This is a genomic window from Arthrobacter sp. SLBN-100 (assembly GCF_006715305.1).
In the GTDB taxonomy this organism is placed as follows: domain Bacteria; phylum Actinomycetota; class Actinomycetes; order Actinomycetales; family Micrococcaceae; genus Arthrobacter.
Genome location: NZ_VFMY01000001.1, coordinates 4079393 through 4094560 on the forward strand (window position 1 = coordinate 4079393; position 15168 = coordinate 4094560).

Here is a 15168-nt window from a genome sequence, read left to right on the forward strand (position 1 = left end):
GAAGGAGCCCCAAGATGCGAGCAGCGTTGGCGACCTATTTTGACCTGGGACAGTCGTATGGCATCAGTGACTCCGCCTTTCGGCCGGAGGTCGTAGCTCCGCCAGACAGCATCAGCGACGTAGGCGTCAACAGCCCGCTGGGATGGGGGACAATCTTGCCAGTGCTCCTTAAAGCGCCTGAGGTGATGCAGTTGTGGCGTGATGCCGCGCTTGAGCAAGTCCATCGACCCGAAATCGAAACAGGCTGGAGCCCGGATCTCGGATCGCGCGAGAACTTCGATGGGATCCTCGAATCGTACATACGAGACCATGATGTTAATTCTTGCGATATCACCATTTTCGCAGTCGGGGTTGCTTATCTGTATCTGCAGCTTGGTCCGGGGGTTCCCATGGCGTACGTCGACGGGGTGCTAACGTGTTTCGAATATGCTGCCTACGCAAAACCGGTGTCTCAAGAGATAGCGAAGGTAGCGCGTGTACACGCCAGCGCCGCCCTTGCACGAGCGGACAACCCCATAGAAAATCTGACCCGGCGCGCAGAGCCATCCGAGTCGAGGGATTCGGAGGGGTACGTCGAGCTCACACAGTTTACGGCGTTCACCGGGCTGTACCTGTGCGTGGATGAAGGGGACGAGCAACACATCTCTGCGCTCCTGGCGTCTCTGGGGGTTCGCGAGGAGGATCAGCTCCTGTTTGAGTTCCACGGGACCCTGCATTACACGTGGGCGTCCTGTGTGCTCGAGCCAAGAAGTATGCACACGGGCGACCCGTCCACACGGTTGGAGCAATTGAGACGCATGCTTGTCGACGTAAGGCAGGCGCATGTCTTCCTTGGAACGTGCGACGCTTACGGGAAGCTGGTCCTTGACGAGATCCGGGCCCAAGCGGACTGGTACGGGGGGGCTGTAGGTAATTCGGTGCGCGACCATAGGGAACTGAACAAGCTGCGAACGATGGCTCTTGCTGTTGTCAACCTCACGCAGTACGGCTTGGTCACTCAGACGGACGAGGACCAGAACTATTTCTCCCGGTTCGAGATGAACGCACAGATTGGGCGAAAGCACGAATTGATTTCAAACGCCACCGAGGTTTTGTATAGTGTGCAGTCGGCGAACGAGCAGGAGGAGTTGAGTAGACGGGAGAGACTGCTCAACTCCGTAGCTGTCGTTCTGGCCTCTCTGACACTCGTATCAGTCATGGTGGACAGCTACAACTTTGTGCGAGAACAGGAGACCCTCCTGCCGAGCCTGACCCTGCGGGTGGTTATTTTCGCAATTCTAATAGTACTAATTCTCTGCCTCCTCCTCGTGGGGCGTCGCCGCTGGCGCCAATAAGGTATGTGAGCGGCTGGGGTGAAGACGTTTCTAACTGGCACTAACTGCCTACCTTGGGCTGGTCCTCATGCAAGGGGGTTTTGTCCCTGGTTTGTCCGCGTTGGACACCGCTCCGCAGATACATGGACAAGATTGGCGGAAAGGAACACAAAGCGGGCAGCTGATCTTGACGAAGTCGAGGCTGTCGTCATCTTTGCCCATGTTCGCGATGCTAAGCAGGGTGACCGCGTCACGCAGCCGAGGCTGTCGGTGTCAGCTTCCACGGCTGGACATGATGCCCGACCTGCTTGAGTCCCGTCCTGCCCGCGGTTATCTACCCCGCCACTGCCGCCTTCGGGGCCTGCTTGGCGTTCATCCACTCGCTCATCCAGGGAGCCCGGACGCTGGAGGTGATCCGGCAGTCGGCCACGAAGGTTCCCTTGGCGCCGCCATCGATCCAGTCCGTGAGCGCCGAAAGGTCCGCCAGCGACCGGATGATCGCCGACTCGGCGCCGAGCGCCCGGGCAATCCCGCTGAAGTCCACCTCGGGGATCAGCATGGGCTTTTCGGTCAGGCCCTGGGAGCCGTACTGGTGGATTTCGGCTCCGTAGGCGGCATCGTTGTAGATCACCACGATGGCGCTCTTCGCCGCACCGATGAGTGATTCGAGGTCGGCCAGGCCCATCAGGAAGCCGCCGTCGCCGGAGGCCAGTACCAGGGTGCGGCCGTCCCCCACGGCGCGGGCTGCGCCGACGGCGCTGGCGAGGCCCAGCCCAATGGCTTGGAACGCGGTCCCCACCATCACCAGGTCCTGCGGCCGCGGGATGTTCCAGTACATGGGTGCCCAACCCATGAAGTGCCCTCCATCTTGGACCACCGTGCGGCGCTCCGGCAGCACGGCATCCAGCGCCGTGGCGAGGGCGCGCGGGTCCAGCCGGCCGTCCGAGGTGTCGTCGGAGCCTGGGTGGTGGGCCGGTGCTTCGGCCAGCCGCTTGCGGGCTTCCGCGCGCCAGGCATCCGCCGCCGCCTCACCCTTCAGCAGCTGGAGCAGACGCCCCGCGGCGGACTTCGCATCGGCGCTGACGAACAGGTCTACCCGGGGGTGCGTGGGTTGCACGGCGGTGTCGATCTGGATGACGGTGCTGTCCGGGCCGAGCAGGTGCCCGAACCGCAGGGTGAAGGGGCTCAGGCTCGCCCCGGCCACCAGGACCACGTCGGCCTCGCCCATAAGCCCGGCCGCGGTGTCCGTGCCGAAGCCGCCGGCGACCCCGAGGTACCCGTCGCCCTCGAGAAGGTTGAGCCCCAGGGCGGTTCCGGCGGTCAGCGCGCCCAGGCGGTCGGCGAGTTGGCGCAACTCCGGGCCGGCGCCGGCGAGGTGTGCGCCGCGGCCGGCGAGGATCAGCGGGCGCTTTGCCCCGGCGAGCAGGCGGGCCACCTGCACAAGGTCCGTGCCGCCGTCGTCCGTCACCTGGGGTGCCAACGGCGCCGGAAGTTCCTCATCCTCAGCCTCAAGTGACGCGAGGTCGTAGGGAATGGCAATGACGACGGCGGTGCGCTGGGTGAGTGCGTACTCCACCGCCTGCCGGGTGATGGAGCCAGCGGCGTCGCGGGTGACGGTGAAGGTGGCCGCGCCGAGGCCGGCGGCGATGGCCGCCTGGTCCACGTCCTGCGGCCGGGCCCCGCTGCTGGGGGCATCTCCCGTGACGAGCACGACGGGGATCTGCGCCTGGACCGCCTCGGCCAGGGCGGTGAGCGCATTGGTGTAGCCGGGGCCGTAGGTGGTGGTGCCTGCTGCGAGACGTCCCGACGTGCGGTAGTAGGCGTCGGCCGCGGCGATGGCGGCGCCTTCGTGGCGGACGGGGGAGAAGCGGAGGCCCAGCTTTTCGGCCGCGTCCAGGAAGTAGACGTTGCCGTTGCCCATAACGCCGAAGACGTCGCTGAGGTAGCTGCTGAGAACCTGTGCCACGCGGCCCGAGACGGTGAGAGTAGTCATGCAGGAAGCTTGCGAGTAGGTCGTCAGATAAGCAATAGAGCCGGTTTAGATTGGGATTATTGGCAGCTAAGAGCAGTGGACATTGAAAATATGCCTAGTTGTGGTCTGCGTCACCCGCGGTTTCGTCCGAGGGGCGGGAGTCCTGCTGGGACAGTCGGTTCAGGAGGCCGTCATACCGGGGTGGCATGAGTTCAACTACGGAAATGGCAGTGCTGGTCCGCTGGATCCCGTCGATGGCCAGGATCTGGTTGGTGATGCGATAGAGATCGGCCGTGCTCCGGGCCACCACCTTGGCCATCAGGTCCGCGTCCCCGGTGGTGGCGTGCACCTCGATCACCTCCGGGATAGCCGCGAGTCCGTTTTCCACCGCGCCCGCCCGCGTCTGGCTGATGGCCAGTGAAAGGAAGGCCATCAGGTCATATCCGAGGGCGGCGGGGTCCAGCCTGCGGCTGAAGGAGCGGAGGGCACCGCTGCGCTCGAGCCGTGCCAGCCGGGCGTGGACGGTGTTTCGTGCGACGCCGAGCGTCCGGGAGAGTGCCAGGGCGCTGGCTTCGGGATCCTTGTCGAGGGCCAGGATGATCCTGCCGTCGAGGGAATCCAGGGCGCGGGAGTTCGGGGTGGTCATATTTTCACCAGAGGTACTAGAAGTTGAGCAGAAGTCCCAATGGGTTGAGGGTATCTTGCAATGTGCCCCGGGTCACAATCATGATCGGTCCTCATGACCCCTGATCAACTCCTGACAAGACCGGACACCGCGCTCCCCACCCTTCGGGGCGCTGTGGCCGGACTTCCGTCCTACGTCCCGGGCCGGCGCAGCGCCGGCATGGACGTCGCAGCACTTGCCAGCAACGAAAGCCATTACGAGCCGCTGCCTGCTGCCGCGGCTGCGGTGGCCCACGCGGCCGGCACCATGAACCGCTACCCGGACACGGCCGCCGTCGAACTCCGCGAACGGCTCGCCCGGCACCTGGGCGTCACCGCGGGGGAGATCGCAGTGGGGCCCGGCAGCGTGGGCGTCCTCCAGCAGATCATCACCGGACTGTGCGACGCGGGGGATGAAGTGATCTTCGCGTGGCGCTCCTTCGAGGCCTACCCCATCCTCGTGGAGCTGGCAGGCGCCCGGCCGGTCCGCATCCCGCTGGACGAGGCCGAGGGCCACGACCTCGACGCGATGGCAGCGGCCGTCACCGACCGCACCAGGGTGATCCTGCTCTGCACTCCCAACAATCCCACCGGTGTGCCGATCAGCCACGACCGCATCGAGGGCTTCCTGCAGGCTGTGCCGTCCGGCGTCCTGGTGGTGATCGACGAGGCCTACGTGGAATACGCCGAAGCCGGCAACGGCCCCGATTCCCTGGCGCTCTACCGCCGGTACCCGAACGTCTGCGTCCTGCGGACCTTCTCGAAGGCCTACGGACTCGCCGGCCTGCGCGTCGGATACGCCGTGGCGTCGCCGGACATTGCGGAGGGACTGCGCCGCACCGCCCTTCCGTTCTCCGTGAGCGCGCTGGGCCAAGAGGCGGCCATCGCGTCGCTGGACGCGGGGGAGGAGATGGAAGCGCGGGTGGCTGCCGTCCGGCAGGAGCGTCACCGCATGGCCGCGCAGCTGAAAGCCCAGGGCTGGAAACTGCAGCCGAGCCAGGGCAATTTCGTGTGGATCCGGGCTGACGAGAGCCTGCGGGCGAGGCTTGTGGAGGCGTTCGACGGCGCGGGCATCATGGTCCGGGCGTACCAGGACGACGGCGTGCGGATCACCGTTGCCGACGCCGCCTCCAACGACCGCGTGCTCCGGCTCCTGGCAGCCCACGCAGCCTGACAACTCCCTGACCCTTTACTACTCCGTTCCACCTACTACTAAGAGGAATCCCCATGGAACAACAGACAAAGACGTCTGCCCGCGCCCTCGGCGCGGCCCTCAAACCCCGGCAGCTGACCATGATGGGCCTGGGCAGCGCCATCGGCGCCGGCCTGTTCATCGGCTCCGGCGCGGGCATCCAGGCCGCCGGCCCGGCAGTGCTGATCTCCTATCTCGTGGCCGGCACGCTCATCATCCTGGTGATGTGGGCCCTCGGCGAGATGGCTGCCGCGAATCCGGACAGCGGTGCCTTCTCCGTCTATACCGCCAAGGCGTACGGACCGGTGGCCGGCGCCACCGTCGGCTGGCTGTGGTGGCTGCAGCTCGTCGTCGTGATCGCGGCCGAGGCGCTGGGCGCGGCAGGCCTGCTGGCCACCATCTTCCCGGCCCTGCCGGTGTGGCTGATGGCCTTCGTGTTCATCGTGGTGCTTACCGCCGTGAACCTGACCAGTGTGAAAAACTTTGGCGAGTTTGAGTTCTGGTTCGCGCTGCTCAAGGTGGCGGCAATTGTCGCGTTCCTGTTGGTTGGCGCTGCCCTGCTGTTCGGCTGGCTGCCGGGCGTCCAGTCGCCGGGCCTGTCCAACTTCACCGGAGCCGGGTTCGCTCCGAGCGGTTTCGCCGGGATTGCCACGGCGCTGTTCGTGGTGGCGTTTGCATTCGGCGGCACTGAGATCGTTTCTGTGGCTGCAGCCGAGACCGCGGAACCGGCCCGCAGCGTGAAGAAGGCAGTGCGGACTGTACTGTGGCGCATCCTCATCTTCTACATCGGTGCCATCTTCGTGATCGCTGCGGTGGTCCCCGTGGGTTCGGCGGGGCTGAAGAGCCCGTTCGCTGCGGTGCTGGACGCCGCCGGCATGCCCGGTGCGGCCACCGCTATCACCCTGGTGGCCGTCGCCGCACTGCTGTCCGCCCTCAACGCCAACCTCTATGGTGCCTCCCGGATGGCGTTCTCCCTGGCCGAGCGGGGCGAAGCACCACGTCTGCTCGCTTCCGTGTCCAAGGCCCGGGTGCCGGTGGTCGCGGTCCTGGCGAGCGTCGCCTTCGGCGTAGTCACGGTGGTGCTGGAACTGGCCTTCCCGGAGAAGGTCCTCCCGGTCCTGCTGAACATCGTGGGTTCGACGTGCCTGCTGGTGTGGACGTCCGCGCTCCTGGCCCAGCTGGCGCTGCGGCTCCGTGCCGACCGCGAGGGAACGGAGCTTCCCCTGCGGATGCCCGGCTTCCCGTGGCTCACTTCCCTTGGCTTGGTTATCCTCGCGGCAATCTTCACGGTGGGCTTCATCGGCGAGGATTCCCGCCCGCAGCTCCTGAGCACGTTTGGGCTCGTGGCACTGCTGGCTGTGGCGAACTGGCTCCATCACCGTTCCGGCAAGGTTGCTGGCAGCGTTGAGGCACAGGAGCCCGCCAAGCCCCCGGTCCTTATCGACTGACTCAGGCAGAATGACATGCACGACGGCGGCGCCCCGGCTTTTGCGGGGGCGTCGCCTCCGTTTTACCCACCCAACTGCCCCGGAACCGCCCGGCATGGCGTTGCCTTGCCATTTCCCGCCGCCCGTCATTGCCCGTGGTGCAGCTCATGGCTGTCGCTCCATTGACAGCCCCAAAGGCCGGTGGGACGCTCGACACATGTCCCGTGGGAGAACGGCACGATTCCTGAACATCCAGCCTTTCGGGATCGAGAAGGCGGCGGCCGCTGCGGGCCATGATCCCGATGTCCTGCGGATGGAGAACTTGGATACGGACATCGCCCCGCCTCCTTCCGCCGTGGCCGTGACCAGGGAGGCCGTCGGCCGCCGGGATGCGAACAGCTGGCTGCCCTTCACCGGGCTCGGGCAGCTGCGCGAGGTAGTTGCCGATCAGCTCAGTGCGCGAACGGGCCGCGCCTATAACCCCGCCACGGAAGTCGCCATCACGGGCGGCGCGCTCGCCGGCCTTCTCAGCACCCTTCTGGCCACGGTGGATCACGGCGACGAAGTGGTGGTCACTGATCCGACGTACGCGGGGTTCATCAACCGGATCAGGCTTGCCGGCGCGTCGCCCGTCTTCGTTCCGCTCAACGTGGTCGACGGCCATTGGCGGCTGGATCTCGACAGGCTGGCTTCGGCCGTGACCAAAAAGACGCGCGCCCTGCTTCTGATGAGTCCGTCCATGCCGTCCGGGCATGTGTTCACCGACGCGGAATGGAACGCCGTCGGGGAAGCATGTTCGGCGGCCGATTGCTGGTTGTTGTAAGACGCGGCCATGGACAGGGTTCTCTTCGACGGCCTGCAGTCTCGCCATCCGGCGTCATTGGAGCCGTTGGCGGAGCGCACCATCACGCTGGGCGGAGTGTCCAAGAACTACAGGATGATTGGTTGGCGCGTCGGTTGGGCGGTTGGGCCGGCAGAGGTGATGCGGGACGTGGCGCTGGCGGCGACATACAACACCACCGTAGCCAGCGGCTTCGGACAACTTGGCGCGGCCGCCGCGCTCTCGGCTTCCAAGGACGGCGTCCCCGGCGACGGCATTGCTGCTGCCGTGGCGGACTGGCAGGCGCGCCGGGACCTGATTCTGCGTGAACTGGACGGGCTGCCGGTGGTCAAACCCGACGGCGGGTGGTCGCTCCTGGTAAACGCGACCGCCCTCGGAAAGAAGGCGCCCGAACTTTCGCAACGGCTGCTCCAGCACGGGCGCATTGCCGCCACCCCAATGACCCAGTGGGGGCAGCAGGTGGCGCCGGACTATGTCCGCCTGGTCTTTGCCACCGAGCCGATTGAGCGCTTGACGGGAATCGGGGACCGGTTCGGCGCAGCGCTGCACTGAGCCTGGCGGCGGCCCGCTACGGACCCGCACTTCGGGCGACGCTTCGCATCAGAATGGCAAGACCCACCGGACATCGACCGGGGTTGTCTCTGCGGGCAGAGGCGGGTCCGGATGTTCGGGACCCGCCTCCACTCGTCAGCGGCTGGCGCCCAGTGCCGCCCGCGCCTTGGTCCGGTGTTCAGCAAGATCCCGGCGGGCTTCCAGGGCATCAGCAAGGCTGACAGCCACAAACCGGGTTGCCGTCCCGGGGGCCGCCCTGGCAACCAGATCCATGTCGGCGCTGATCACGGTGCCCACCATGGCGTAGCCGCCGCCGGAGACGGCATCACGGTGCAGGATGATGGGCTGGGTCCCGCCGGGGATCTGGATGGACCCCACGGCGTACCCTGCGTCGACGATGTTGGAGGGATCCGAGCCGGCGCCGAAGGGCTGTTCCCGCTCTTTCCATTTCACGCCCGGGCCGGAGTAGCGCAGGCCCATCCGGTCAGCCACCGGAGTCACCTTCCACTCCTCATTCAGGAGATTGCCGAGGCCCTCGTCGGTGAGGCGGTGGTCGTACAACCCCAGCACGATCCGGACTTCCTGCTCTTTGGCGTAAACGGGCCGGAATTCCTCCGGAACAGTTTCGGCCTGGGGGAGTTTTCCACTGTTGAGGGGAGCGCCCACAGGGACGACGTCGCCTGCCTCGAGCTTCCGGCCCTTGAACCCGCCGATCCCGCCGAGGCTGTACGTGGACCGGCTTCCGAGCACCTCCGGGACGTCGATGCCGCCCTGGACTGCGATGTAGTAGCGGGTGCCGCCCTGGATGACGCCGAAGGAGAGCTGGTCCCCGGCCTTCAGCAGCAGCCGGCTCCATTGGGGCTGTGACTCCCCGTTGACCTTCACCTCCACGGGGGCGCCCGTGATGGCGATGACGGCGTCGGTGTCAGTGGTCAGCACAGGGCCGAGGTAGGTGCACTCAAGCACCGCTTCCCGTGCCGTGTTTCCCACCAGGGCATTCCCGAGCTCAGCGGAGTACTGGTCCATGGAACCGCTTTGCGGGATGCCCACGTTGTAGTGGCCCGTGCGTCCCTGGTCCTGGACGGTGGTGGCCAGGCCCGGGTTTCCAATTTCAAATGCCATTGAGGGCCTCCATGAGTTCACGGTTGTAGCCTTCGGGGTCGGCCAGTGCCCGGGACAGCTCGAAGGTTACCGGCGCTTGCCGGTAGCGGAAGGTGCCGCCCGAGATCTCGGCCTGGATTGCGTTGTATTCCGCCTCGGTAACCGGCTTGAACTTCACGATGTCGCCGGGGCGGAAGAACACCATGAAATCCTTGAAGTCCGCCAGGGCCTGGTCGGGATCAAAGATGGGGGCGGCGGCCACGCCGAACATCTGGTATCCACCGGCGCCGCGAACGGAATAGATGCAGCCGAAGCAGCCGCCGTGCCCCACGGTCAGTTTAGGGGTGTCGGTCCGCGGGCTCAGGTACTTGGGGACCTCCAGTTGCTTGTCGCGGTCCACCAGTTGGAACAGGAACGGCAGCCCGGCCACGAAGCCCACCATGGAAACCAGCCACGGCTGTTCGTGGTGCCGCTGGATGAACTCCGCGGCGTCCTTGAGGTGGTTGACCTTGGCCGCATAGTCGATGTCGCTGCCTTCAGGATCCTGGTGGAATCCTTCGCGGAACCGCTGTGCCACTTCCGCGGTGAAGGGATCCTCGTACCAAACCGGGACTTCAACGATCCGGGTTTCAAGCGCCCGCTCCTGGTGGTTCATCAGGTCGCGCTCGATGTCCCTCACTGCCGTTTCCAGCTGTTCCGGAGGCAGGACGTCAGGATCGAACCGCACCAGCAGGGACGCGTTGGCGGGGCAAATGTCCACGATTCCCGGGAGCCGGGCCTCGGAGAGCCTGCCGGCGATGGACATCACCTTGAAGTTCGCGGGCAGGCTCATAGCCTCGGAGACTTCCACGAACAGGAATTCGTCCCCGCCCCAGGTGTAGCGCGCACCGGGAAGGACGGCGGCTTCGCTGGTCATTTCGCCCCCCAGAGGTCGGTTGCGGTTTCGATGAACTTGGAGTGGTGGCTGACGCCGGCAAATTCAGGCCGTGCCAGCAGCGCCATGTGGACGGGGACGGTGGTCTTGATCCCTTCAACGTGCGTTTCCCCCAAAGCCGCCAGGGTGGCTGCGATTGCCGCGTCCCGGTCCGGGGCGTGGACAATCAGCTTTGCCAGGAGGGAGTCGTAGTAGGGGCTCACGACGGAGCCAGCTTCCACTCCGGTGTCCACCCGGATTCCATCGCCTGATGGCCATTCCAGGGACCGGATGACGCCCGGGCTGGGGAAGAAATGGTGGTTGGGGTCTTCTGCATTGATGCGGCATTCGATGGCGTGGCCGGTGAAGCGCACGTCGTCCTGTGAAATGGACATGGATCCGGTGGAGGCGATCAGCAGCTGCTCACGGACCAGGTCCACACCGGTGATCTGCTCGGTGATGGGGTGCTCCACCTGGATGCGCGTGTTCATCTCGATGAACGCCGCCTCGTGGTTGACGGGGTCGTACAGGAACTCCACCGTCCCCGCCCCGTGGTAGCCGCATTCGCGGGCAAGAGCCACGGAAGACTCCCGGATGGTGTTACGGACGGTCTCTGGAAGGTCGGGAGCCGGGGCTTCCTCCAACACCTTCTGGGAACGGCGCTGCATTGAACAATCACGGTCACCCAGGTGGATGAAGTTGGTCCCGTCACCGAGGACCTGCACCTCCACGTGGCGGGCATGCTCCACGAACCGTTCCAGGTAGACCGTGGCGTCACCGAAGACGGCACCGGCTTCGCCCCGGGCCATTTCGATGGTTTCCAGGAGCTGGCTTTCGTCGTGCACGAAGCGAATGCCCCTGCCACCGCCTCCGGCTGAAGCCTTCACCACCAGCGGGTAGCCGATGCCGCGCGCAATTTCCACGGCATCTGCCTGCGGGTCCAGGGGGCCGTCGGAGCCCCGGAGCACGGGGACCCCGGCCTTGGCTGCCGACTCCCGTGCCAGGGACTTGTTGCCCATCATGGCGATGGTGTCCGCGTTCGGGCCCACCCAGGTCAGCCCGGCGTCTGCCACCTTCCGGGCGAAGTCGGCATTCTCCGAGAGGAAACCGTAACCCGGGTGCACAGCGTCGCATCCCTGCTCCCGGGCCGCGGTGACCAGGGCGTCCTGGTTCAGGTAGCTGGCGGCTGCCTGGGCTGGACCAACCACCACGTAGTGGTCAGCTGACCGGGCGGCCAGTGACTCTGCATCGGGCTCGCTGACTCCCAAGACTGTTTCGATGCCCATTTCGCGGGCGGTCCTGGCGATCCGCACTGCGATCTCGCCACGGTTTGCGATGAACAGTTTCATGGGCTGCCTTTATCCTTCCCGGATGACGACGATGGAGTCGCCCGGGTTGACCATGTCGCCTTCGTTGACTTCAAAGGATTCAAGGGTCCCGGCGACGTCGGACTGGATCTCGGTGAACTGCTTCATGATTTCCACGATCCCGATGGTCTGCCCGACTTCGATGGTGTCGCCTTCATTGGCGAAGGGGGGTTTGCCCGGTCCGGGCTTCCGGTAGAAGACTCCGGGAAGGGGTGAAACGATCGTGGCCATGTGCTGCTCGCTTTCAGGAGTGGGTGGATCGGGATGAGTTGAGTGCGTTGCGTACGGCGGAGGCGACGGCGACCGCGTTGGGAGCATCGGAATGGACGCAGATGCTCTGGAACGTGATGTTCAATGGAGTGCCGTCGACGGCGGGCACGGGCTCGCCTGCCACTGCCCGGCTGACGCGTTCTGCCGCGGCGGCCGGGTCTGTGGGCGCGGGCCGGCGCTGGATGAGGAGTTCGCCGGCGGGGCCGTAGTTGAGGTCAACGTACAGTTCCGCAACGAAGTCCACGCCCATGGCACGGCATACCGATTCATGGGCAGTGCCTGCGAGGCCGTAGAACGGGACACCGAACTGCTTCGCTGTTCCCGCCGCCGCCTGCATCAGGTCTTCGTCCCCGGCGAGCATGCCATAGAGGGCGCCATGGGGTTTGATGTGGTTGAGGGACAGCCCGTTCTTCGCCAGGAAGGCGGTCAAGGCCCCCGTCTGGTACAGGATGATCGACTCAACCTCCTCGGGGGTAAGGACCATGCGGCGGCGGCCGAAACCCATGGGATCAGGAAGCCCGGGATGGGCTCCGACAGCCACGCCATGTTCAGCGGCAAGGGCCACCGTCCGGTTCATGACATCCGGGTCCCCGGCGTGGTAGCCGCAGGCGACGTTGGCGACGTCGATGATCTCCATCAGGGCAACGTCGTTTCCGAACTCGTGTAATCCGAAGCCTTCACCCATGTCCGAATTCAGGAGCACCTGGGCCGGCGTGGTTTCCGTCACGTTTTTTTGCATGTAGGCAACGCTACAGAGGTGATGATCGCGCGGGAATTGGGCAGATCGCCGAATCTGAGCAGGTGAATTATGATGCTTGCACAAGCCAGGAGGCCCTACCATGCGTGTTGCTGATCTCGTACCGGATCCCGAGCTGAAGATCCGCCTTGCCGTGCCCGGCAGCCCAGGGCGTCTTGCCCGCCCCATCGCCTGGTGTGCGCCCACCGAGCACATGGACCCCACGCCCTTCCTTAGCGTCAACGCGCTGCTGCTGACCAACGGGATGGGCCTCAACGTCAAGGACTACCGCATCTGGGATGCCTACGTGGAGCGCCTGATGTCCGTGCCCGTGTCAGGGCTGATTTTCGGCCTGGGTGCAGCGCACCGCGAACTGCCGGCAGGCCTGGTGCAGGCCTGCGAAGCCCATGGCCTTCCGTTGCTCGAGCTCCCTCCCGAGGTGCCGTTCGTCCTGGTGATGAGGCACGTGGACCAGCTCATCGCGGCCGAACGCTACGCCGAGCTACGCGCCGGCTGGGAGCTGGCGGATGAGTGCACCAGGCTGGCGGCGGGGGGCCATTCCCTGGCGCAGGTATTGGAGCGGGTGGCCACGGCCATCCGTGCACGGGTGGCGGTCCTTGACCACAACGGTTTTGAACTCATGTCCGCAGGAACAGCCGAGGGCGGAACGGCCCGGACCACACTGAGCCTGCCCAGCGGCGGAATCGTCCGGTTCAAGCTGGCCATCGAGGGAATTAAGAGCACCCTCGTGCTGCAGCCGCTGTTAGGCCCGGTGGCTGCGGTCATCGCCATGCAGCTGAGCTACACCCTTGGTTCCCGATCGCCACTGCATTCGCGGGAAGCCGCACGGTTCATGGAGGCGCTCTATGAGGCCAGGGGAACGCCGACGGCGGCCTTGGAACGCTACGCCGTGGAGGCCGGGTTCGAGCCGGGCGGAGAGTGGGGCGCGGTGCTGATCGGCGGCGCGGGGGAGGTTGCACCGGTTAAGCTGAGGACCATCGCCTGGCGTGTGCGGGTGGGCCTGCAGGCTGAATACAGGATCGTGCGGTTCATGGAGGGGGCCGGCCTCACAACCCTGCTGGTGCAGCGCGGGGAAGCGGCGATGGAGCTGATGGAAGCCGTCCGGAAGTCTTTCCAGGACGCGCCGGAACTGTCCGCCGTCGTCGCCGAGTGCGGGAACCTGGACGAACTGCCGCTGGTGCTGCAGCTGGCCCGCCGCCGGGTGGGTGAGCCGGGGCTCCATCAGGCGCCCGTGGCCGACCTTGCCGGCGTGGTGGAGGGCCTGCCCGGGCGGGGACTGGTGGCGATGTCCCGGCGCCTTCTGGCCCCGTTGATTTCCGACGGCGGAACGGCCTTGCGCGAAACGCTTGAGGCGTACCTGCGGCACAGCGGGAATACCCGCGAGACCTGCAAGGCGCTCTTCATCCACCGCAACACCCTGACGTACAGGCTGCGCAAGATCGAGGAGCTCCTGCGTGTTGACCTGAATGACGGCGAAGTCCGCGCCACTTGCCTGCTGGCATTGCGGGTCGTGGCCCTTGAGACCTAGTTGGCGTCGACTTCCGCCGGTGCCCTGGCAGCGCTGCTTTCCCGCACGCGCAGCGTGGGTTTTAGCTGTGCAGGTTCGGGCTTTTCGCCCTTGAGGACAGCCTGGATAAGTTGCACTGCCGTCCGTCCAATGTCCGCCATCGGGGAGTGGACCGAGGTCAGCGGAATCGGAAGTTCGGCCGCGAGGGAGGTGTCGTTGTAGCCCACCACGGCCACGTCCTGACCTACTGTGAGGCCGTGGGACCGCAAGGCTCCCATCGCTCCGATGGCGGCGAAATCGTTGACGGCGAAGATGGCGGTGGGCCGCGGCTTGCCACTTGCGAGGATCTTTTCCCCGGCCTCCCGGCCGCCTGCCGTATCGAACTTGGACCACACCACGTCATCGTCGGAGATGGTGCCGCCCAGCGAACGCCAGCAGTCCAGGAAGCCGGCAGTGCGATCGATAGCGGTGCTTGCGTATGGTTCGCCGGCAATCACCGCCACCTGCCGGTGGCCCATCTCCCAGAGGTGACTGGCCACGAGTTCACCACCGACGACGTCGTCGCAGGTAGCAGACGGGTAGCCGGGCACCCGGCGGTTCATCAGCACGAACGGGACCTTCCGGTCGGTCAGTTCCTGCAGGAGGCCCCCGTCAAGATGGGCGTCGCCAATGATCAGGCCGTCCACCCGGCGCGCCAGCATGAGGTCGATCTTCCGCCGTTGTTCTTCGGGATCATCGCGGGAGTTCATCACGAAGGCTGAGTAGCCCACCTCGGCTGAGGCTTCGTCGATGCCCTCGTACATGATGGCCAGGACCAGGTCCGAAAGCCGGGGGACGATGACGCCGAGCAATTTGGTCCGCCGGGTGCGAAGGCTGGCGGCCTGCGGGTCGGGGGAGTAGCCGAGCTTGCGGGCCAGTTCACGGACGCGTTCAGCGGTGGCAGCCGAGGCGGCCCCCTTGGCCACGTCAGAGCCGGAATGCAGGACCCTGGAGACTGTCGAAGGATGGACCCCCAACTCCCGCGCCAAATCCTTCAGCGTGACCGTTCCGCCGCCGTCGGCCTTCTCTTTCATGTCCCTCTCCTGCCCACCGGGGTCACTGTAGCCCAGCCTGCCACCCAGGTCCGCCAGGGGACTAAAGGGGTAGCCCTTGACGTGATCCGCTTCACATCCTATAGTCTTTCTTCATCGGTACCCAATCGTTTGGGTAGATGGGCCAAAAACCCTCCCGGCACCACCACCCCTGGTGCCGAACCCCTTTTCTTATCCGAACACCCTTTCCCGCGGAACGTTA

At 65.6% G+C, this 15168-nt stretch carries 12 protein-coding genes and 1 pseudogene; 5 read left to right on the forward strand and 8 right to left on the reverse strand.

The features are described from left to right. Positions 1 to 14 precede the first annotated feature (14 nt). Positions 15 to 1334 (forward strand): hypothetical protein, encoded by a 1320-nt coding sequence (locus tag FBY31_RS18865; RefSeq protein ID WP_142044089.1) that lies wholly within the window; start codon positions 15 to 17, stop codon positions 1332 to 1334. A 313-nt stretch (positions 1335 to 1647) separates the two neighbouring features. Here the strand turns inward: FBY31_RS18865 and FBY31_RS18870 are convergent, their stop codons facing one another. Then, positions 1648 to 3306, reverse strand: a complete 1659-nt coding sequence (locus FBY31_RS18870; protein ID WP_142044091.1) for a thiamine pyrophosphate-binding protein — start codon at positions 3304 to 3306, stop codon at positions 1648 to 1650. A 94-nt stretch (positions 3307 to 3400) separates the two neighbouring features. Further along, positions 3401 to 3931, reverse strand: coding sequence for an Lrp/AsnC family transcriptional regulator (locus FBY31_RS18875; RefSeq protein ID WP_142044093.1), 531 nt, complete (start codon positions 3929 to 3931; stop codon positions 3401 to 3403). A 93-nt stretch (positions 3932 to 4024) separates the two neighbouring features. On the opposite strand from FBY31_RS18875, the gene hisC reads away from it, so the two are divergent. The 3 genes and pseudogenes from hisC (at position 4025) to FBY31_RS23455 (ending at position 7960) form a co-directional block, all read left to right on the forward strand. Further along, a complete protein-coding gene (gene hisC, locus FBY31_RS18880) occupies positions 4025 to 5122 on the forward strand; it encodes a histidinol-phosphate transaminase (RefSeq protein ID WP_142044095.1) in 1098 nt (365 codons plus the stop codon). A 53-nt stretch (positions 5123 to 5175) separates the two neighbouring features. Beyond that, the gene (locus FBY31_RS18885) at positions 5176 to 6588 is read left to right on the forward strand and encodes an amino acid permease (RefSeq protein WP_142044097.1); all 1413 of its coding nucleotides are present in this window, start codon (positions 5176 to 5178) and stop codon (positions 6586 to 6588) included. A gap of 292 nt (positions 6589 to 6880) precedes the next feature. Next, positions 6881 to 7960 (forward strand): annotated as a pseudogene (locus FBY31_RS23455) (pyridoxal phosphate-dependent aminotransferase). Positions 7961 to 8095: 135 nt separating this feature from the next. On the opposite strand, the gene FBY31_RS18895 reads toward FBY31_RS23455, so the two are convergent. From FBY31_RS18895 to pxpA, 5 genes are read right to left on the reverse strand one after another with little or no spacing between them, the layout of a single operon-like run. Further along, the gene (locus FBY31_RS18895) at positions 8096 to 9082 is read right to left on the reverse strand and encodes a biotin-dependent carboxyltransferase family protein (RefSeq protein ID WP_142044099.1); all 987 of its coding nucleotides are present in this window, start codon (positions 9080 to 9082) and stop codon (positions 8096 to 8098) included. Then, positions 9072 to 9977 (reverse strand): 5-oxoprolinase subunit B family protein, encoded by a 906-nt coding sequence (locus FBY31_RS18900; protein ID WP_142044101.1) that lies wholly within the window; start codon positions 9975 to 9977, stop codon positions 9072 to 9074. Before FBY31_RS18900 ends, FBY31_RS18895 begins: the two co-directional genes overlap by 11 nt. Beyond that, positions 9974 to 11323 (reverse strand): acetyl-CoA carboxylase biotin carboxylase subunit, encoded by a 1350-nt coding sequence (locus FBY31_RS18905; protein ID WP_142044103.1) that lies wholly within the window; start codon positions 11321 to 11323, stop codon positions 9974 to 9976. The genes FBY31_RS18900 and FBY31_RS18905 overlap by 4 nt, the downstream gene beginning before the upstream one ends. A 9-nt stretch (positions 11324 to 11332) precedes the next feature. Continuing rightward, entirely contained in the window at positions 11333 to 11572 is a 240-nt protein-coding gene (locus tag FBY31_RS18910; RefSeq protein WP_018770516.1) for an acetyl-CoA carboxylase, read from the reverse strand. Positions 11573 to 11585: 13 nt separating this feature from the next. Continuing rightward, a complete protein-coding gene (gene pxpA / locus FBY31_RS18915; protein WP_142044105.1) occupies positions 11586 to 12350 on the reverse strand; it encodes a 5-oxoprolinase subunit PxpA in 765 nt (254 codons plus the stop codon). Between the two features lie 100 nt (positions 12351 to 12450). Between pxpA and FBY31_RS18920 the strand changes: the two genes are divergently transcribed. Beyond that, positions 12451 to 13896 (forward strand): PucR family transcriptional regulator, encoded by a 1446-nt coding sequence (locus tag FBY31_RS18920; protein ID WP_142044107.1) that lies wholly within the window; start codon positions 12451 to 12453, stop codon positions 13894 to 13896. Here FBY31_RS18920 and FBY31_RS18925 read toward each other — a convergent pair. Further along, positions 13893 to 14948 (reverse strand): LacI family DNA-binding transcriptional regulator, encoded by a 1056-nt coding sequence (locus FBY31_RS18925; protein ID WP_142044109.1) that lies wholly within the window; start codon positions 14946 to 14948, stop codon positions 13893 to 13895. The genes FBY31_RS18920 and FBY31_RS18925 overlap by 4 nt on opposite strands. Positions 14949 to 15168 lie beyond the last annotated feature (220 nt).